This window comes from Runella aurantiaca (assembly GCF_003339505.1).
Lineage (GTDB): Bacteria > Bacteroidota > Bacteroidia > Cytophagales > Spirosomataceae > Runella > Runella aurantiaca.
The window spans coordinates 1-20,140 of the sequence record NZ_QPIW01000025.1 but is presented as its reverse complement, the minus strand read 5'-3'; the positions used below and the strand labels follow the sequence as shown (position 1 = coordinate 20,140).

General features: G+C 46.3%; 20 protein-coding genes. 12 read left to right on the top strand and 8 right to left on the bottom strand.

The window, feature by feature from the left end; genetic code table 11:
• Positions 1-12 precede the first annotated feature (12 nt).
• The 4 genes from DVG78_RS22775 to ygiD form a co-directional block, all read right to left on the bottom strand.
• Positions 13-1,530 carry a 4-hydroxyphenylacetate 3-hydroxylase family protein gene (locus tag DVG78_RS22775; RefSeq protein ID WP_114463339.1) on the bottom strand — a complete coding sequence of 506 codons (1,518 nt, stop codon included), beginning with the start codon at positions 1,528-1,530 and terminating at the stop codon, positions 13-15.
• Between the two features lie 170 nt (positions 1,531-1,700).
• The gene (locus DVG78_RS22770; protein ID WP_114463338.1) at positions 1,701-2,456 is read right to left on the bottom strand and encodes an enoyl-CoA hydratase/isomerase family protein; all 756 of its coding nucleotides are present in this window, start codon (positions 2,454-2,456) and stop codon (positions 1,701-1,703) included.
• 47 nt (positions 2,457-2,503) lie between these two features.
• Positions 2,504-3,676: a hydroxymethylglutaryl-CoA reductase gene (locus DVG78_RS22765; protein ID WP_114463337.1), complete on the bottom strand. Its 1,173-nt coding sequence runs from the start codon at positions 3,674-3,676 to the stop codon at positions 2,504-2,506.
• Between the two features lie 146 nt (positions 3,677-3,822).
• Positions 3,823-4,647: a 4,5-DOPA-extradiol-dioxygenase gene (gene ygiD, locus DVG78_RS22760; protein ID WP_445508810.1), complete on the bottom strand. Its 825-nt coding sequence runs from the start codon at positions 4,645-4,647 to the stop codon at positions 3,823-3,825.
• Between the two features lie 219 nt (positions 4,648-4,866).
• On the opposite strand from ygiD, the gene DVG78_RS22755 reads away from it, so the two are divergent.
• On the top strand, positions 4,867-5,853 hold the full coding sequence (locus DVG78_RS22755) for an aldo/keto reductase (RefSeq protein ID WP_114463335.1): 987 nt from the start codon (positions 4,867-4,869) through the stop codon (positions 5,851-5,853).
• Positions 5,854-5,900: 47 nt separating this feature from the next.
• Here DVG78_RS22755 and DVG78_RS22750 read toward each other — a convergent pair whose 3' ends face one another.
• Positions 5,901-8,105, bottom strand: a complete 2,205-nt coding sequence (locus DVG78_RS22750) for a glycoside hydrolase family 20 protein (RefSeq protein ID WP_114463334.1) — start codon at positions 8,103-8,105, stop codon at positions 5,901-5,903.
• Between the two features lie 206 nt (positions 8,106-8,311).
• On the opposite strand from DVG78_RS22750, the gene rhaM reads away from it, so the two are divergent.
• Entirely contained in the window at positions 8,312-8,626 is a 315-nt protein-coding gene (gene rhaM, locus DVG78_RS22745) for an L-rhamnose mutarotase (protein WP_114463333.1), read from the top strand.
• A gap of 47 nt (positions 8,627-8,673) precedes the next feature.
• Positions 8,674-10,023, top strand: coding sequence for a Gfo/Idh/MocA family protein (locus tag DVG78_RS22740; RefSeq protein WP_114463423.1), 1,350 nt, complete (start codon positions 8,674-8,676; stop codon positions 10,021-10,023).
• Positions 10,024-10,075: 52 nt separating this feature from the next.
• On the opposite strand, the gene DVG78_RS22735 is transcribed toward DVG78_RS22740, so the two are convergent.
• Entirely contained in the window at positions 10,076-10,834 is a 759-nt protein-coding gene (locus DVG78_RS22735; RefSeq protein WP_114463332.1) for a DUF547 domain-containing protein, read from the bottom strand.
• Positions 10,835-11,017: 183 nt separating this feature from the next.
• Between DVG78_RS22735 and DVG78_RS22730 the strand changes: the two genes are divergently transcribed.
• From DVG78_RS22730 to DVG78_RS22715, 4 genes are all read left to right on the top strand, one after another.
• Complete coding sequence (locus DVG78_RS22730) at positions 11,018-11,806, top strand: SDR family oxidoreductase (RefSeq protein ID WP_114463331.1); 789 nt, start codon at positions 11,018-11,020, stop codon at positions 11,804-11,806.
• A 36-nt stretch (positions 11,807-11,842) separates the two neighbouring features.
• Positions 11,843-12,250: a MaoC family dehydratase gene (locus DVG78_RS22725; protein WP_114463330.1), complete on the top strand. Its 408-nt coding sequence runs from the start codon at positions 11,843-11,845 to the stop codon at positions 12,248-12,250.
• A gap of 14 nt (positions 12,251-12,264) precedes the next feature.
• Positions 12,265-12,843, top strand: coding sequence for a Maf family protein (locus DVG78_RS22720; protein ID WP_114463329.1), 579 nt, complete (start codon positions 12,265-12,267; stop codon positions 12,841-12,843).
• Between the two features lie 119 nt (positions 12,844-12,962).
• Positions 12,963-13,742, top strand: a complete 780-nt coding sequence (locus DVG78_RS22715; RefSeq protein ID WP_147277153.1) for a hypothetical protein — start codon at positions 12,963-12,965, stop codon at positions 13,740-13,742.
• On the opposite strand, the gene DVG78_RS22710 is transcribed toward DVG78_RS22715, so the two are convergent.
• Positions 13,739-15,103 carry an MptA/MptB family glycosyltransferase gene (locus tag DVG78_RS22710; RefSeq protein ID WP_114463327.1) on the bottom strand — a complete coding sequence of 455 codons (1,365 nt, stop codon included), beginning with the start codon at positions 15,101-15,103 and terminating at the stop codon, positions 13,739-13,741. The genes DVG78_RS22715 and DVG78_RS22710 overlap by 4 nt on opposite strands.
• 173 nt (positions 15,104-15,276) lie before the next feature.
• On the opposite strand from DVG78_RS22710, the gene rpmH reads away from it, so the two are divergent.
• The 3 genes from rpmH (at position 15,277) to DVG78_RS22695 (ending at position 16,795) form a co-directional block, all read left to right on the top strand.
• On the top strand, positions 15,277-15,435 hold the full coding sequence (gene rpmH / locus DVG78_RS22705) for a 50S ribosomal protein L34 (RefSeq protein WP_013927159.1): 159 nt from the start codon (positions 15,277-15,279) through the stop codon (positions 15,433-15,435).
• Between the two features lie 85 nt (positions 15,436-15,520).
• Entirely contained in the window at positions 15,521-15,949 is a 429-nt protein-coding gene (rnpA, locus tag DVG78_RS22700; RefSeq protein WP_114463422.1) for a ribonuclease P protein component, read from the top strand.
• 144 nt (positions 15,950-16,093) lie between these two features.
• Positions 16,094-16,795: a response regulator transcription factor gene (locus DVG78_RS22695; RefSeq protein WP_114463326.1), complete on the top strand. Its 702-nt coding sequence runs from the start codon at positions 16,094-16,096 to the stop codon at positions 16,793-16,795.
• Positions 16,796-16,868: 73 nt separating this feature from the next.
• Here DVG78_RS22695 and DVG78_RS22690 read toward each other — a convergent pair whose 3' ends face one another.
• The gene (locus DVG78_RS22690; RefSeq protein ID WP_114463421.1) at positions 16,869-18,089 is read right to left on the bottom strand and encodes an NADH-quinone oxidoreductase subunit D; all 1,221 of its coding nucleotides are present in this window, start codon (positions 18,087-18,089) and stop codon (positions 16,869-16,871) included.
• Between the two features lie 252 nt (positions 18,090-18,341).
• Here DVG78_RS22690 and DVG78_RS22685 point away from each other — a divergent pair, with 252 nt between their 5' ends.
• Together DVG78_RS22685 and DVG78_RS22680 are read left to right on the top strand one after the other, a co-directional pair.
• Positions 18,342-18,908, top strand: a complete 567-nt coding sequence (locus tag DVG78_RS22685; protein WP_114463325.1) for a hypothetical protein — start codon at positions 18,342-18,344, stop codon at positions 18,906-18,908.
• 127 nt (positions 18,909-19,035) lie between these two features.
• Positions 19,036-19,959, top strand: a complete 924-nt coding sequence (locus tag DVG78_RS22680) for a sugar phosphate isomerase/epimerase family protein (protein WP_114463324.1) — start codon at positions 19,036-19,038, stop codon at positions 19,957-19,959.
• Positions 19,960-20,140: the final 181 nt, after the last annotated feature.

Below are 20,140 nucleotides of genomic sequence, written 5' to 3'. Positions count from 1 at the left end.
CGAAATATAAACTCAAAGCAGTTCAAACACCCGCCCAAAATAACTTCCTGCCTCTTCCACTACGGTCTCGGTATCAGCCACTTCAATCCCTGCCAATACTTTTGCCAGACGTTTTTTGTATTCCAATTGCATCAAACGCGCAATCTGAATCCGTTGGGCTTGGGGCGAACCGGCCCCGTGCATGGACTCGGTGAGGTAGCCTACGGCGTTGCGTCCCAAAGTCATGTTTTCGATGAGGCGAAACATGCGGAAGCGGTCTTCCGTCGGTACGTTGGGTTTGCCTTTGAGGTATTTTTTGAGGAGTTCGTGGGTTTCGGGGTTGTTGTAATCCTGCTCGGAAGGCAACGTAACCATCAATCCACCCGCCAAATCCTGCGCCAAACGGCTGATTTCGTAAGGGAAACGCGTCACGTGGTGTTTGCAGACATTGGCCAATACATCATCGGGTAAGTACGCCCCCGATTCGGTTGGGTAGCCTTGGTACGAAGCCGCAATGCCCGTGCCGTAAATGGTTTCGTTGAGGTGCGTCATTTCTACCAATTTGTCTTTGATGTGACTCGCTTTTTCGGCTCCGTTCATTTCCACAATGTTTGCTGCCGCCCCAATCAACACATCGCCCACGCCGCTTTTGCATACATAACTCCGACGGTGATAGCAGGTAAAACGCTCCACCAACATCGACGCAAATTCGTATTCACCGTCCATGAAAATCAGGGAATTAGGAATGAATACATCCTCAAAAATCACCATCGCTTCCTGTCCGCCAAAATTGGCATTTCCTGCATCCATGCTGCCGCCTTCCATGCTGCGCGTATCGCACGATTGTCGGCCGTAGATGTACGTAATGCCCGGCGCATCCACAGGCACCGCGCCTACGATAGCGTAGTCTTTGTCTTTTTCGCCCAACCGCATGGTCGGCATCACCAGTAACCAATGCGAATTGAGACAGCCCGTTTGGTGCGCTTTAGCTCCCGTGATGTACACGCCTTCGGAGGTGCGGCGGGTGATGTGCACAAACAAATCGGGGTCAGTTTGCTCGTGCGGGGCTTTGCTGCGGTCGCCTTTGACGTCGGTCATGGCCCCTCCGATGACAAAATTGCGGCGGTGCATTTCGGTCAAAAAGGCCACAAATCGCTCATGATACGGCGTTTTGTGTTTTTTGTCCATTTCAAACGTCGTCGAAAACAGCGCATTGAATGCATCCATCCCCACGCAACGCTGAAAGCACGTACCTGTATTTTGCCCGAGTTTTCGCTGCATTTTGTTTTGCAAGACCAAGTCATGAGCACTCGTCGAAATGTGCAGAAAGCGGTTGATGCGCTCGCCCGTAAAAGGCGAAATCACCGACGCCAATTCAGGCTCCTGAAGCGCCAAATCGTAGGTTTCGGCCACAGCATTTACCGACGGACGAATCATGGGATGCTCGGAAGGTTCTTCCACCAATTCCCCAAACAAATATACTTTCAGTTTGCGGCCTTTGAGACTTTGATAGTAGTCTTGGGAGGTTTGGATTTTGGTTTGAACAGACATTTATTTTAGTAATAAATTAATGACATTATTAATATTACACCATTTAATGCTTTGATTATCAATAGTTTATTCTACCAAAAATTATCTTTATTTATCTTTAATTTTACGAAGCATAAGCTTGGAAAGTTTCGTATTCTTGAGTGTGCAAAACTTTCCAAGTCTTCGCGTATTTATTTATTCTTCTCAAAATTCCTTAAAAATTCCTCCCGGTCCGTGATTTTAAAATCGGCGTCCCATTCGTATTCCAAGCCGCGATGCAGGCCGTGATTGGCGCCGAAATAGTACATCTTTTTCATGGCGGCAATGGTCTGGGCCGAGTTTCCGATGATTTTTTCAGCTACCTGATTTACCGTGGATTCCAGCTCAGTTAAAGGCACTGACTTATTCACCAGTCCAATACGCTCGGCTTCTTTACCCGACACGGGTTGCGCCGTAAACGACATTTCCATGGCCTTCATCAAACCTACTTTTTGTTGCAACCGCTGGGTCATACCCCACTTGGGCGCAATGCCCCATTTGGTGTGCGTATCGCCAATTTGTGCCTCGTCGGCGGCATAGACCAAGTCGAATGCCATCATCAATTCCGTCGCACCCGTATAGCAATGTCCGTTTACCTGCGCGATGGTCACTTGAGGCATGGATTGAAGCGCCAAAATAAAGGCAACGCCCATTTCCATGACCTCAAAATTGGAGAAATGCCCGCCCTGAATGCTTTCGTTGAGGGCTTTTAAATCCACTCCCGCCGACCATGCCCTGCCCGTACCCGTCACGATGAGTACTTTGACGGATTCGTCCAAAGCCACTTTTTGGGTAGCGTCGGTGAGCTCGGCGATGAGATTGGGACTAAGGGCATTGAGCACCGACGGGCGATTGAACGTGATGCGGGCAATGCCATCTGCTTGTGAAAAAAGAATGTCTTGATACATGATTTCAGGAGTTAGAAGTCAGAATTCAGGAGTGAGAATGATGTATTTTAACGATTGCGGCCGTATTGTTCGTGACTGCTGACCCATTCGTTGGCCACGATGGCCGCGCCCAGTGACAACTCACCGCAAAGCACCGTTGCGGCCACAATTTCTGCTAATTTATTCACTTTTCCCGCACCGAAGCAATCCATCATTTGCAAACACTCTCGTTGCGTAGCTAAACCCGTTCCGCCGCCGTAAGTGGCCACAATAAGGGAAGGAATCGTGATGGAAAAATAGTAATCTCCGTTGGGTTTCAATTCTACATAAACGATGCCCGCTGAGGATTCGGCAACGTTGGCAACGTCTTGCCCAGTAGCGATAAAAATAGCCGTGATTCCATTGGCAAAATGAGACCCGTTACTGATGGCATTGGATAACATCGATCCCGCGTTTGAATATTGTCGCTGCTTAAACAGCGCTTCACTGCTTACGTGCATGATGCCTTGCAGCAATTCGTTCGGAAGCGTAATCTCGGCCACTACGCGTTTACCGCGCGTTTGGAGGGTATTTAGGTGCGAGTGTTTTTTGTCGGTATCCATATTGGCGGCCATCGTGAAATGCTCCAACCCTTCGATGTTTTGGTCAAACACCCAATGACAGGCTCGGTGCGTGGCTTTGGTCACCATGTTTTGCCCAGCGGCATCGCCCGTAGAATAGTTAAAGCGCAGCCAATGGAGTTTACCAACGGTATATTGCTCAATATCAAGCAGTTTTCCAGCCGACGTTGTTTCTTCCGCTTTGGTTTTTAATTCGTCAAAATGAGCGGTTACCCATTCTCCGAACGCTTTTGAATAACGGGCATTTTTGAATACAAACAAAGGTGCGCGCTGCATGGCGTCGTCCATGACGGTGGTGGTAATGCCCCCCGCTTCGCGGCAGAGTTTCATGCCACGGTTGTAGCTCGCCACCAATGTACCTTCGGTGGTGGCCAAAGGCACATAAAAATTGCCTTGGGCGTATTCACCAAGCACTTTTAGCGGTCCCGCAAAACCAATCGGTACTTGCGCAACGCCCGCAAAGTTTTCGATATTGCCTTTTAGCACCGACGGCTCAAACGAATATTGCGCAAGGTGCTGAAAATCAACACCCGTCTTCTCCGTCACAAACGCCCGACGCGCCTGTGCTGTTTCAGAAGTATAATTGTCGGTCTTATCAATCGGTAGTTTTGCGTTACTCATGGGTAGAGGGTTGGAATACCAACAAAAATACCTTTTTTCTGTCGAAGAAAATACTGAAATGATAAACCCGTCACCAACCCTTTCATAAACCAGAAATGCGCTCATTCTCTGACAAACGAGCGCATTTTTGGCGATTAATGATGGCATTATCCTACTTTCACCGACGTCATGGAAATAGCCCCTAACATGGTTTTATCGTTGAAGAAACTTACTTTGTCTTTCTCTTCTTTCAGGCCCAAAATATACAACAGCGGCAGATAGTGTTCAGGCGTAGGTATAGACAGTTTTCCTGCTTGCCCCAAACGCTCGTAATTAATCAGCGCATCATGTTCATTCTTGATAATCAATGACTTAAAAGTCTCATTCATTTCAATCGCCCAATCATAGCCTTTATCGGTCAATTGCCAGTCAAGGATACGAAGGTTGTGAACCATGTTGCCGCTACCGATAATCAGCACGCCTTTTTTGCGCAACGCCGCTAGTTCTTTTGCCAACTCATAGTGATAGCGCGGGGGTTTTGTGTAGTCGATACTCAACTGCAAAACGGGAATATTGGCTTTGGGATACATGTGTCGCACCACCGTCCAAGTGCCGTGGTCGAGGCCCCATTCATGGTCGAGGCCTACCTTTGTTTTGTGAATCAGCGACGCGGTTTCTTGGGCCAACGCTGGGCTGCCCGGCACGGGATATTGAACATCAAACAGCGCCTTGGGAAAGCCCCCGAAATCGTGAATCGTCCGCGGAACATTCATGGCCGTGACCTTGGTGCTAGGGATATACCAGTGGGCCGACACAACCAATACGGCCGTAGGTACGGGAATTTCGGTCCCAAATTTCTTCCAGTTTTGGCTGAACTCGTTGTTTTCAATACCATTCATGGGCGAGCCATGCCCCACAAACAACATCGGCATCAGACTGTCTTTAACGGCCAGTTGTTCGTTCCATTTATACAAATCTTTTAACGATTCCATCGCAATAGCCCCTCCCAGGGCAGTTTTTATAAATTCGTTTCTTTTCATTTTGCGGTGCAAAATCAATCCCACAATAAATATATGTAGATACATATAAATTACAAAGTAACGGCCTATTTAGTTCCTAAAAATCCACTCCCGTTAAAATGAGTAAGTAGAAATTTCCGCGACAACCTATTAAATAGTAAACTTGAAGCAGACCATTAAAATTAATTACTGATGAATTATCGAAGATTAGGAAAGACAGGATTTAACATTTCAGAAATCAGCCTCGGCACGTGGCAGGTAGGCGGCAAATGGGGCGACGATTTCAGCCACGACAACGCCGAAAAAATCCTGCACGCCGCCGTTGATGCAGGCATTAACTTTATAGACACAGCCGATGTATACGGGGCTGGCGAAAGCGAGAAAGCCGTAGGTAAGTTTGTCAAGAGCCGCTCCGAGCGGATTTATGTAGCCACCAAATGCGGACGTCAACTCAGCCCGCACGTCAACGAAGCCTATCAGCCAGCGGTGTTGCGCAAATTCGTAGAGGACAGTCTTCAAAACATGGGCCTCGAAACCCTCGATTTGATTCAACTCCACTGCCCGCCCACGGAAGTGTATTACCGTCCCGAAATCTTTGAATTGTTTGACCGCCTGAAAGAAGAAGGGAAAATCCTGAACTTAGGCATCAGCGTCGAAAAAGTAGAAGAAGCCCTTAAAGGCATTGAATACGAAAACGTTACGACGGTCCAAATCATTTTCAACATGTTTCGTCAGCGTCCTGCCGAGCTGTTTTTTGAACAAGCGCAGAAACGCAACGTGGGCGTCATTGTACGGGTACCGCTGGCGAGCGGCCTGCTCACAGGAAAGTTTTCCCAAAGTTCTTCTTTTACCGCTGGCGACCATCGTTTTTTTAACCGAAACGGCGAACGATTCGACAAAGGAGAGACCTTCTCGGGCATTGATTACGAAACTGGCTTAGCCGCAGTAGAAGAACTAAAGGCCGTTTTCCCCGCCTACGCCAACCTCGCACCCGTAGCGCTACGTTGGATTTTACAATTTGCGGCCGTCAGCACGATTATTCCTGGGGCGTCCAATCCCGAACAGGCAACCGCCAACTTGGAAGCATTACGTATCTCCGATTTGAGCGCGGAACAACGCGCGGCCGTCAACGGTATTTATGAAAAATACATCAAGCCGCAAGTGCATCATTTGTGGTAAGAACGGAGTCTTTCCAAGGTTCCAAGACCTCGGAAAGACTTTAATAGTTAGTTAACGACCAATTCATCCGTAAAAAGCCAAGCTTCTCCGCCAGCGCCATTGTGCCCAACGGGGAGTTTACCGTACGGAATAGCTTCTACCCTCAAGTATCTTTTTTGAATCGGCTGCTTCGATTCATAGCCCACCGTTTCTTTCACGATTCCGTCCAATAAGGGCTTCACATCAAAGGTTTTCTCAATAAGGGTTGTAAAAGTTATACCATCGTCAGAAGCGGAGATTTTGACGCTTTTAGGCAATAAAATCCATGATTTTGCTTCCTGAACAAAATCAATTTTTACCGAACGAAACGTTGTTTTTTCGCCCATGTCAACCACTGCATCCACGGGCCGCCCCGACCAACCCATCCAAACTCCGTCGCCAAAAGATTCTCCTCCTTTCAAGCCATCCACCAAACCGTATTCACCGGGTTTGGCGTATTGCGCATCGGGTTTACTGTTCCAAATGGTCTTTTTGGCTACGGCCTTATTTTCAATGATTTGGTAGCTTTGCGCGTCGCGGTACTGCTTATCTCCCCTAAACGGCGCAAACGTAATCTTGCCAGGCTTCGTTACCGTCAAAACTTCCTGCGCTTTGGGCGACTGAGCGGTGGGTTTGGTGCCGTTGAGGGTGTACCGAATGGCTAAGTCTTTCATGCCCAAATAACTGCGTAGCGACCATGATTTATGAGCCGCATCAAATTCTATTTTGGTATCAATCAAGCTTTTGTCTTCGGCGCCGTAGGCTACTTTTAGGGTCGTCAGAATGGGGTAATGCTGCTGCACTCGGGCCCGAAACTCCTCAAAATTGCGCGTACCGTTGTTCCAAAGGCTTTCGCTAAATGCCAACATTCTAGGATACAACATATATTCGGCGTTGTAGGTCGTGACGCGCTCGGTCCACAACGGACACTCCGCCCCCCAAACCTGAGTGCTGTTTTGTCGGTAGGCTGGGTCGCTTAGGTTATCGTACTCGTAGACTTTTTTGAGGGTCAGATTGGCGTTTGGAGAATCGAAATAATAAGGCCCTGCGTGAATAATCCGATTACCGTTTGCCAGTGCTTTTCGACCTTCAGCTTCGCCTCGCCATACTTCCACAATGGCATCTTTGTCGGCTCCGCCTTCCAAAATTTCGTCCCACCCAATGAGCGTTTTTCCTTTCGATTGCAAATATTTTTGAATACGTTTTATGAAATAACTCTGCAATTCGTGCTCATCTTTTAAGCCTTGGGCTTTCATCAACGCCTGACATTCGGGCGAAGCCTGCCACGCAGTTTTGGGCACTTCATCGCCACCGATGTGAACATAACGACTCGGAAACAGCGGCATAACTTCATCCAATACGTTTTGTAAAAACACGTACACATTCTCTTTACCAACACAAAACACATCCCCAAAAACACCCCAACTGTTGGGAACCACCCGTTTTTCATTGGTACAGGCCAATTCGGGATAAGCCACCAACGCCGCAACGCAATGGCCCGGCATTTCGATTTCGGGAATCACCGTGATGTTCCGCCGACGGGCATATTCTACCACTTCTTTAATTTCGGCTTGGGTATAAAAACCACCGTGTATGCTACCATCGGGCTCTTTTCGCCACGCGCCTACGGAAGTTAGTTTAGGATATTTTTTGATTTCGATGCGCCAACCTTGGTCGTCGGTCAGGTGCCAATGAAAAATATTGAGTTTATACAACGACATCAAATCCAGTTGCTTTTTGATAAAACTTACGGGAAAGAAATGCCGTGCTACGTCCATCATGTGCCCGCGCCACTGAAAACTCGGCGCATCTTCAATCATCAGGCAAGGGATTTTGGCCGAGGCCGTTTTCTGAAAAGGCAACAATTGGCGCAATGACTGCACCGCCCAGAAAAACCCCCGATTGGTTTTGGCCTCAATCAAAATGCGCTCAGCAGTAACGGTGAGGCGATAGGCTTCGTCGTTTTGCAAAGAGGCATCCGATTTAAGATAAATAAAAGGCAACGATTTGGCATTGGGCAAGAGTTGAACTCCCGTTTGCGTCTTGACCGATTCGACCAAAAAACGAACCACTTCTTCCGCTTTCACCTCAGGGGCGGTCTGAATCGCCGTGGAGGGCGTCAGGGTAAATTCTCCCGTATGAAGTTGGAGGAGTTGCGGTTTGGGAATGATTGAAACTTGAGCATTGAGTTGGACCGTCAACACAATCAATAATCCGACAAAAATCTGCTTCATTGTTAGGTAGTATGGTTTAAAAACAATGCGATTTTATAAAATATTTTTTATTTAAACCTGTATTTTATAAAATATATTACAAATAAGATTTTTTACGCATAGAATTTAATTTCAAGCCATATAAGTACAGGAGGGTTGGTTCAAAACATCCTTTTCTATTTGTGTCATAAACGACTTGCCAATTTTAAAGTAATCCATCCGATACCATGCAAAAAATTGCCTTTTTGATGAAACTCAAACCTGGTTTTGAGGAAGAATACAAAAAACGTCACGACGAAATCTGGCCCGAACTTTCGGCAGCACTGACTGAAGCTGGAGTAAGTGACTACTCCATTTATCTCGACCGCACTACAGGCGTGCTGTTTGCCGTTCAGAAACTAACGGAAAACAATACCGCTGATGGTTTGCCTCAACTCCCTATCGTAAAAAAATGGTGGGCTTACATGGCCGATATTATGGACACCAATCCCGACAACTCGCCCGTGAGCACGTCTTTGGAGTGCGTTTTTCACATGGATTGATTCAAATAACCAAAATAATAACCTATTGTAAATCAAAACTTTCAAACATGAATAATCTTCAAGAAACCCTTAATCGACGGGAATTTTTACAAAAATCAACCTTGGCTGGCGCGGGCGTGCTGGCCTCAGCCTCCGTCTTTGCGAGCGGTACTTCGGCCAAACGTAAAGTAGCAATGGTAGGTACTGGACACCGTGGCACGAGCATGTGGGGCGTAGCAGTGGTCAAAGAATTTAGCGACGTCATCGAATTTGTCGGACTTTGCGACATCAACCCTGGCCGCGCCGAAACCGCCCGCAAAATGCTGAATGTGAACTGTCCGTTGTTCACCGATTTTGAAAAAATGATGCGGGAAACCAAACCTGACATCCTCATCGTCACCACCGTTGACGCCACCCACGACCAATTTATCATCAAAGGTATGGAAATGGGGGCCGACATCGTGACGGAAAAACCTATGACCACCGACGAAGGTAAATGCCAGGCGATTTTGGACGCAGAAAAACGCACGGGCAAAAAAGTAACGGTGACGTTCAACTACCGTTATTCTCCACACCGCCAAAAACTATACGAACTGCTGCGCGAAGGAGCCATCGGGAAAGTTACTTCCGTGGATTTTCATTGGTACCTCGACACCAGCCACGGAGCCGATTATTTCCGTCGTTGGCACCGTTTGGAAGAAAAAAGCGGTTCGCTTTGGGTGCACAAAGCCAGTCACCATTTTGACTTATTGAACTGGTGGCTAGAATCTGAGCCCGAAAGCGTGTATGCCCAAGGAGCGTTGGAACATTATGGAAAAAATGGCACCATAAGAGGCACAAACTGCCGCAGCTGTGCGCATAAAGCCGAATGTAAGTTTTATTTTGACGTGACCAAAGACAAACGACTCACCGCGCTGTACGTGGACAATGAAAAGCACGACGGCTACCACCGCGACGGCTGCGTATTCAAAGAAGACATTAACATTTATGATAAAATGGCGGCCACGATTCACTACGCCAATGGCGTAAACGTGAGCTACTCCCTAACGACCTATTCGCCGTATGAAGGCTACAGAATCGCGTTCAACGGTACCAAAGGGCGTTTGGAAGCGTGGGTTAAAGAATCAGGAAAAATGACGCGTGAACCCTACGATGAATTGATGCTTTCCAAGAATTTTGGTGAAGTAGAATACATCAAAATTCCGCAAGCCGAAGGGCACGGCGGCGGCGATGCGCGCTTACGAGATAAAATTTTCCGCAATCCCAACGCGGCGGATACCTTCCGCCAATCGGCAGGAAGCCGCGACGGAGCAATGGCCATTTTGGTAGGAATCGGTGCCCGTAAAAGCATGAAAACGGGCCAACCCGTCAAAATCGCTGACCTTACCGACTTAAAACCCGTAGCGGTAAAAGCCTAATCCAAGATTTAGCTTCCCGAAAGTTTACCACTTTCGGGAAGCTATCTATTTATTATTTTCCGTTCAAATCCCAGTCGTAATCCATGTGCGTAACGCTGGCTTTTTTGTCGGCTTTTACCGTTGAATATTTATTTACCCAATCAATAATGGGCATTGTCTTCGTAAAATCTCCCCCGTACCAAGACAAAATTTTCGATAAATCTGCCTTGTTTTTAGTGACGTTATTCTTGGTTTTGTCATTGATAAAATCCCGTCCCTGCTCATCCAACTGCTTATCCAAACGCTCCGCCACGAATGCTTCGTTGCGCAATGGTGGGCACGATTTGGCCGCGCACACCAGCGCAAAGTGAATCCGAGGCTCATCAAATTTTTTACGGATAATCCCGTGTTCGATGTTATTCAAATCCATTTTTGTACCGCCAATGGTAATAAATTTTATATCCCAAGGGGTATTGACAAACGGAATCTTGATTTTTGAGCCAATGTCTTTGATGCTTGTGATACCCGGATAATGGTCTAGTATCAACTGAATCGTAAATGCATTATAGGCATTAATCCAGTACGCCAACTGTTCATCTTTGCTCCATTTGTCGTTGGGAGCGCTCGCACTGAGCATATCTAGGTATTTTTTAAGCTCGGCGTAATCTTTTTTGAACGCAGTGTAATTGACAAAACCTTTGTCGTTTACGTGTTTTTTTAGAAGTTTGTCCCAAGCCGCGTGGTCAACGGGGGCCGCAGTAGACGTGGGCGTAGCGGTACAGCTACTAAATACTGCCGTCACCAAAAAAACAATTAAAGCAAAACAACGCATAGTTTTAAGAAGTTGAGAGGTACAATTGATATGATGTTAGTACAATGTCACAAAGCAAATAATTCACCATCAGCAGAAAACGTTTTTAGGAATCAAACCAGCATACGTTTTAGAATACATACTTAATTTTTAGCCAAAAGGATTTCCACCCGTAAAACAGCCTAAAAAATTGGGCCACTATCTATGAATCTTGATTTAACCCAAAAAACCGCCATTGTCTGCGGCAGTACGCAAGGCATCGGGCGCGCATCGGCGGTAGAATTGGCCCTTATGGGTGCCAATGTAACGCTTATGGCGCGCAATGAAGCCGCATTACAACAAACACTCAGTACGTTGGACGTGAGCAAAGGGCAAACGCACCGCTATATTGTGGCTGATTTTTCCAATCCAGAAAACGTAAAAAGCGCCATTGACACCTATTTGGCGACGTTTCCAGAAGTCCACATTCTCATCAACAATACAGGAGGTCCAACGGGCGGCCCCATCATTGATGCGACTCCAGAGCAATTTATGAAGACCTTTGAAATGCACCTCGTCAATAATCAGGTATTGGCGCAGGCGGTTGTTCCAGCCATGAAAAAAGCGGGTTTCGGGCGCATTGTAAACATCATTTCGACGTCGGTCAAACAGCCGATTGTGGGGTTAGGGGTTTCTAATACCATCCGCTGGGCCGTGGCGAGTTGGGCCAAAACACTATCATTGGAGATTGGCAAATTCGGCATCACGGTCAATAACGTTTTGCCGGGCTACACCAAAACGGGGCGTTTGGACACCGTCAATAAATTGCGGGCTGAAGCAACAGGAAAAACCGTTGACGAAGTGGCAGACCAGCTCCAATCCGAAATTCCAATCGGGCGCTTTGCTGAGCCAGAAGAAGTAGCCGCCGCCGTGGCATTTTTGTGCAGTCCAGCCGCCGCTGCCATCAGTGGCATCAATATTCCCGTTGACGGCGGAAAAACGGGGTCGTTATAAAACCATATTTTTATCAAACGCTAAAACCTAACTTCTATGAAACTTTCCCTGGGCGATACCTACGAATACGAATTCCGTTTTTCTCAAGATGATGTTATTGCCTTTGCCCAACTCACAGGCGACGACAATCCGTTGCACTTAGACCCTGAATACGCCGCCACGACGCCCTTCAAACGACCCATCATTCACGGAATGTTAGGCGCGAGCGTATTCACCAAGGTCATCGGCACAAAGTTTCCGGGCTACGGCTCCATCTACGTCGGACAAACTTTCCAGTTTTTGCGACCGATGTTTGTGGATACCGATTATAAAGTAAAATTTACGGTCATCACGCTGAATCCCGAAAAACATACGGGTGAGATTTTGGGCGAAGTTTTTGATGTAACTACCAATAAAATCACCACCAAAGGCGTGGCTACGCTGATGCACAAGGAGAAAATCTAACGATCACTATTTAGATGCTGTTGCTCACCCACCCCCTCATTCTCGCCTCCAACTCTCCGCGCCGTCAGCAATTATTGCGTGAGTTGGGGTTTGATTTTATCGTTGAGGTTCGCCCCACCGATGAGCTTTTTCCCGCCGATATGCCCGCCGCCGAAGTGGCGGGGTATTTGGCAAAACACAAAGCATCACAATTTGAGTCAGATTTGAGCGACCGCCTCGTCCTCTGTGCCGATACCATTGTGGTGGTAGACAACGTGATTCTCAACAAACCCGCCGATGCCGCCGAAGCCCAAGCCATGCTCCAGCAACTTTCAGGACGCAGCCACGAGGTCATCACGGGCATTTGTCTGTTGAGTCGCCTTGGTTACCAAACCGTCAGCGATGTAGCCAAGGTGGAGTTTAAAACCCTTACCGGCGCCGAAATTGAGTATTATATTCAGCATTATCGCCCTTTCGACAAGGCTGGTGCTTATGGTGTGCAAGAATGGATTGGCATGATGGGAATCAATCGTATTGAAGGTTCTTTTTACACCATTATGGGATTGCCTTTACACAAAGTATATGAACTGTTGCTGCCCTTTGTGCAGTCGTAACCGCTTATCAAAAAATTGTTTGAAACGGCTGAATGAATATTTATTTTTGTAAAACAGCAGTACGATTGATTTTGAAACCGTCAATCGTCCATCCAGAACAAAAAAGTATCATTCCTGCCATGAAAAACAAACTGACCTTTCTTTTGTGCGCGAGTCTTGTCTGGCTCGCGGGTTGTACCCCCAGCTTTTATCATTTACGCCCTGCTTCGGGCGACATCGCCTGGATTGATGGACGTGAGGTGACGCGGGTGGAGCAAAACGGGGTGGTATTGGTGGCTTCCTACGAGTTTGAAGACCCGCATCATTTGGTATTGGATGTCGAAATCAAAAACCGAACTGCCGCCCCATTGTTGGTTGACCCCAACGATTTCACTTACTTTCCTTTTGAAGAAAAGGGCGACACCTTACGCAAAAAAACGAATTCTCCGTACGCCGCCACTTACCGCGCTACCGACCCAGAGCAAAAAATTGAACAGTCAACCTTTGAAATAAAACGCCAAAAGCAACGCTTAGTCGCGGCATCTATTTTTAATGGGGTGATGTTGGCGGCTACCATTGCGAGCGATATTCACAGTTCAAATCGCAACGACCGCTCATGGCAGCAACAGGCCAACAATCGCTACAATCATGCGCAGGCGTACAATTTTATCATTCAAAAGCAGATTGCTGATGTACAGCTTCAAAAAATACGCACCGACCAACTGCAACACGAGCGCGCCAATTGGCAAGACATGGCACTCCGCAAAACCACCTTGCCCGTGGGCGAATCGGTACGCGGTTTGCTGTTTTTACCCAAAGATACCCGCGCGTCTTACCTGTGGCTCAATTACGAAACCCCCGCTGACTCAACGAATTTACGGGTCAAGTTTTTACAGGAAAAAATCGCACCTGAACGCTAAACATCTTTTGTTGGAGCATTCCAATCAATCCCTTTTACGAATAGCTCATACGTCAGGCAGCCAATCACGAGGATATACTCCAGCGCTACAATCCGCAGGTTTTCTTCATAAGGCTGCGATGCATACGCAACGTAAGTAAGCGGCAACAACGCCGACCAAACCACGGGGTACCAACGCCTAGTAAGCGCCCCCAAAGCCACCAAGGTAGTGATATACCAAGGATGGACGGTCGTGGCGCACAAAAAATAGACGGTCAGCACCAACAGCATTTTTTCGAGTAAGCTTCGACGTTGAAACGCTATTTGGGCAATACAAACCAACGATACCAGCGACAGCAACGGGCCCAATAAATAGATGATATTGTAACCCGTAATCCAATAACCCACCTTCCGGAACAAATAGTAAAAGCTGGCGTTAAATTCAAATTTCTGAAAGTACAAATCAAGGCTTTTGCCGAAGTTGACAACCAGTTCATGGCTCAGGAACGGAGCAAACAACGTCAATAAAATCAAGCCTACGATTACACAATAGACAAGGCCTTTACGAAATCCAAGTCGTTTGAAAATAAGCGGTAGGAAAATCAATGGCAACAGTTTTACGGCGGCTCCCATTGCCAATGCCCCTGCAGACCTGACATAATATTTATCTCCACGAAACGGCCTATCAATCCACCTAACTGCCAACAGAACACAAAACAGCGTAACCGCTTCAAAATGCAAATTTCCCGTCAATTCAATGATAACGAATGGATTGAGTGCATAAATCAGCACCGCATTTTGCATCCCCTTTTCTTTATATTTAGGAAGTCTGAAAGTAGTTAATAGGTAAATAGTGCCGAGCTCGGCCATAAGAATAAATGACCGCAACGCCACAATGTTGAGCAGGACACTATCGCCCGCAATCCAAGCCGACAGCCCGAACATCCATTGATTCATGGGTGGATAAACCGTGAAGTAATTCGGAGAATTAAGCCCCTGAAAAAGCACTTCGCTTAGGTGCGCATCAGCCGCAAGGGACGTAGTGATTATTTCAGAAGGCAGATACAAATAGGGGTTGTAACCTGCTGATAACAAACGTCCATCCCAAATAAATCGAAAATAATCGTCGGACAGTGCAGGTACCGAAAACAGCAGTAAAACACGGAAGCCAATGCCACCCCAAATCCACTTTTGGGTTTGGATTTTGTCCCATTTTTGGCTAATAACTAAACCATACATCAAAAATAATCCCCCAAAGGTCAGAATAAGTTCTCCCGCTTGGGGTCGTTTCCAATGATACCCTACCAAGCCATATCCCGCCGCACTGACAAGAATAAAAATAAGAAACCACAGAATAGAGGCATTTTTGGGGGCTTTTTGCATAGTAAGCGCGGTATTTTGCCGCTCAATTAATACCCGTGAAATAACAATTAATTCACAGCCCTTCCAAATTTCGCCCGTTCAATCAAAAAATAGTTTGTAAACTTTTGGAAGTTTCCGTACCTTTGCGGACTCTTTTGAAATCAAGGATTTACAAGAAATAAAAGGTCAAAAAAATGAAACGTACATATCAACCTTCAAACCGCAAAAGACGTAACAAGCACGGTTTCCGTGAGCGGATGGAATCAGCCAATGGCCGCAAGGTGTTGGCCGCTCGTCGCAAAAAAGGCCGTTGGAAACTTACAGTTTCGGACGAAAAGCGTCACAAGCAATAATTTGTTTGCGTGTTTGGGGAGTTTGTTTGTTTGAAAGTTGAAGAAAACTTCTCAAACAAGTGCAGTAGTTCAAACGATTCAAACATTGAGACAGACATTACAAAAAATAGAACGGTTAAGTAGCCCAAAAGTAATTAGCCGTTTGTTTGAGAAAGGTAGCACGGAAACCCAAACGTCCTACCTTTTTCCTTTTAAGGTATTTTACCTTTACGAACTTTCTCCTTCTGCACAGGCACTTCCTCAAGTGCTGTTTACGATCTCGAAGCGAAATTTTAAGCGGGCTGTTGACCGCAACCTCCTGCGCCGCCGCTGCCGCGAAGCTTATCGCAAAAACAAACATCTTTTTTTTGAAACACCCGCGCACCGTGCTCCTTCCTACATTGCGTTTGTATTAATTGCCAAAGAAAAAGTAGAATATGAAGTCATTGAGCGCTCGATGCAAAAACTCATTGGCCGGATGACAAAAGTGACGAATGAAGCGGTAAATCCTTCCGCTGAGCGTTTAGATGCTTAAAAAGTGAAGAAATTACCTTTTATAACCTTTTTTCAACCTTCCATTTATACAAATCTACTGTTAACTTTGTGTTAAGAATGAATAAGCGGTGTTAAAATTCCTGACACGTCTCGTACTTTCGTCCTCGAAATCAACTCCCATGCCATGAGCGCAGCTAAATCGGCTCAAATTGCACACAAAGTATTAGTCGTCGACGACGACCCGGATATTGTCGAGCTTCTTGCTTACAATTTGGAAAAAGAAGGCTACGAAGTAGCTACGGCTTCCAACGGAAAAAATGCGTTGGAAATCGCCCGTACTTTCATTCCCGAACTTGTCGTACTCGACATTATGATGCCCCAAATGGATGGCATCGAAACCGCCCGCCTGTTGCGGGATATTCCCGATTTTCGGAATACGTATCTCTTGTTTCTGACCGCTCGCTCGGAAGAGTATTCGGAGGTAGCCGCCTTTGAAATCGGCGCCGATGATTACATTACAAAACCCATCAAACCACGGGCCTTGATGAGTCGTATCAATGCGTTGTTTAGAAGAGAAGCCCAAAAGGCCGAGCCTGAGTCGCAGATTGAGATTGCGGGTCTGTCTATCAACCGAAAAAACTACACGGTCACCAAAGCCGATAAATCGGTGGTTTTGCCTAAAAAAGAATTCGAATTACTCTTTTTCTTAGCCAACCACCCCAACAAAGTATTTAATAGAGAAGAATTGCTCCAAAAAATCTGGGGTGCCGATATTTACGTTCTCGAACGAACGGTAGACGTTCACATCCGAAAAGTGCGGGAAAAAGTAGGCGAAACCTACATCAGAACACTCAAAGGTGTGGGGTATATGTTCACAGACGAATAGTTTTAGCGTAAGCAGTTTGCAGTAGGTAGGTAGTAATTATATCATGTTTAAATTGCCTACTGCAAACTGCCACTTATCTATCTACCTCCCCCATCACTACATCAATGGAGCCAATAATCGCTACCAAATCGGCGAGCATGGCGCCACGGGAAATTTCGGCAATCACCGAGAGGTTATTAAATGAACAGGCCCGGGCTTTGCAACGAACAGGAATATCTGATTTACCATCGGTACGGAAGAAAAAGCCTAGTTCTCCTTTAGGGTTTTCGGCCCGGACATAATAATCCATCGCCTGCGGACGAATTTTTTTAGGAACAAAAGCCTGCGGGTCAAAATCAGGCGTGCGGCGGTGTTCACCCAGCAATTTCTCCACGCATTGCTTGATGATTTTAACAGATTCTCTACATTCTAGCACCCGCACATAGTTTCGGTCCCAACAATCTCCGACGGTTCCGACGAGTCCTTCTCCCATCGGTACGTCAAAATCCAGTTCGGGATAAACCGAATAACCATCTACTTTGCGTAGGTCCCATCGCAACCCCGAACCACGCAATACGGGTCCTGAGCAGCCATAATTTATCGCAACTGATAAAGGCAGTACACCTACATTAGCCGTGCGTTGTACAAAAATTTTATTGTCAATAACGAGTTGTTGAAGTTCTTCTAGTTTGGGTTTAAGATAGTTGACAAATTCCAAACAACGCTCCTCAAAACCCACGGGAACATCATAAAACAAACCGCCCACCCAGATATAATTGTAGAGCATTCGTGCACCTGAAAGCCATTCCAGCATCCGCAGAATATGCTCACGGTCGCGCATCATCCAGAGGAAAGGCGTATACGCTCCAATATCCATGGCGTAGGTACCTATAGCTACAAAATGCGAGGCCAAGCGGTTGAGTTCAGCCACCAATACCCGAATGTATTCGACGCGCTTGGGTAGGTCTTTATCAATGCCTAGCATCCGCTCCACGCCCATCACGTAGGCGTGCTCGGAGTTCATGGCCGCCACATAATCCATACGGTCTACGTAAGGAATAATTTGATTGAATGGCAACGACTCCGCGTGTTTTTCAAAACAACGGTGTAGGTAACCAATATGCGGCACCACATCGACAATGATTTCTCCATCCGACACCACCTCCAGTCGCAGCACGCCGTGCGTAGACGGGTGCTGCGGGCCAATATTAATGACCATTTCTTCCGTACGAAGATGCTCGGAGGTATATTTGCCAGGTTCCGAAACCTGTAAATGTTCGGGACTGTACGTATATTGAATAGAATCAGTAGGCATCTCAAAAAACAATTCAAACTGCTTTGTTAAGCCAAAAGTAATAGATTTTACCCAAGAATAGGCCCAATTTTTTAACTTGCTTTTGACTATTGGCAGAAAAACAATGCCTCCCAAAGTAAGTGTCTACGCCTTTTTTACAGCAACTGGCTTTGAAATAAATAAGCCCTTCTACCAGTTATCCATTCCTTCTCAGATTGTATATTTGTTATTATTTGTTGGTCTGCCAACCTGAGACTTTGACCGTGGTGAACTATGCATGAAATTGAGCCTTTTTATAACTGGGAAAAACACTATGTAGCCGCTGAAGACCGTAAATCCCCTTTTTATGGCCGCGACTATAACATGAATCAATACGAACACGACATTTACGGTTATTATATTCATCCTCTTTGGGATGACATCGACTCTGAAACACTCTACGTAAAAATTCTTTTTGCCGACTATAAAAAGACCTTTGCGGTCATTGAGTTGTTTGGCGAATGGAACGATACCCTCCACAACGACATCATGTATTTCAAGCGTAATGTCATTGACCATTTATTGGCCGAAGGTATCAGCCAATTTATTTTGATTGGCGAAAATATTCTTAATTTTCACGGCTCCGACGACGAGTATTATGCCGAGTGGTTTGAAGAAATTGAAGACGGATGGATTGCCGTGGTTGGCTCCCGCGACCACATCGAACGCGAATGGAAGCGTTATCGCTTAGATTATTATCTCAATTTTGGCGGCACACTCCACTTAGAAAACTGGCGTACTATGCAACCACAACCTTTTTACGAACTAGTCAAAAGTTTGATTATAAGGCGGCTAATGTAATTTTGCTCAAAAAATACACTTCAATTTTTGGTAAATTAACAACGGCCACGGCCAATGGAAACAGCTTCTTTGTAGCATTCTAAAGTAAGTTTAGGTGCATGTAGGCCTTTTTCTTAAAAATACGCACATGCATTACAATCGTCGTCATTTTATAGAAACCCTTGCCGCCAGCAGCGCGGTCTTGTTGACCAACTCGGCCGCTACTTTTGCTGCTAAAGCGAGCCCTATTTCTTCCAACCAATATGCGTGGATTACATTTTATAACCGCGACAAACGCGATTGGAACGCCGATTTGGATGCGTCTTTGGCCGAATACGTCAAATCGGGACTAACGGCTTATGAGCCCAGTTTCTCCAACGTAGATGAGGTGAAAAGACTGGCTCCGTTGCTCAAAAAACATAATTTGACCATGCCTTCGGCTTACGTAGGTAGTGTTTTGCACGACCCCACAGAGGGGAAACGTTCTATCGAAACTGCCTTGGCCATTGCTGAAGCTGCGCAACCTTTAGGGCTGAAAATATTAGTTTCTAACCCCAGTCCGTTGAAATGGGGCAGTAGCGATATTAAGAATGATTCTCAACTGATTGAGCAAGCCAAAAATCTGGAGTTTTTAGGTAGCGAACTCCGCAAACGGGGCGTGACCCTCGCCTATCATACCCACGATGTGGAGCTTCGCGCTGGTGCCCGCGAGTTTCACCACATGCTTCAAAATACCGACCCAAAAAATGTAGGCTTCTGTCTGGATGCACATTGGGTGTACCGGGGCGCAGGCAACTCACAAGTAGCCCTTTTTGATGTCGTTAAAATGTATGGCAAGCGCGTAGTAGAGTTGCACATACGACAATCTGTAGGCAACGTTTGGGGAGAGACTTTCGGTGAAGGCGACATTGATTACCCACGTCTAGTACGTGAGCTGAAAGCACTGAAAGTGAAGCCGTTGCTTGTGTTGGAGCAATGTTTGGAGAGTCAATCGCCCAATACCGTAAAAGCGGTAGAAGCACACCAACGCGATTTGGCCTACGCAAAACAGGTTTTTGCGGACTGGTTGTAAACCAACGTCGGCGAGGCTAAGAGCCTCGCCGACGTTAAATTGCGTCAATATTTCGGCTTCCCTTTAAAGGGTTAAGATATTAAATATCAGTACTTTGCATCAAAAAATAATCCCCGAATATGCGCGTATTTGGCATAATTCGGGGATTTTCGTATTTTAGTTGTGCTAACAAACCTAAAAT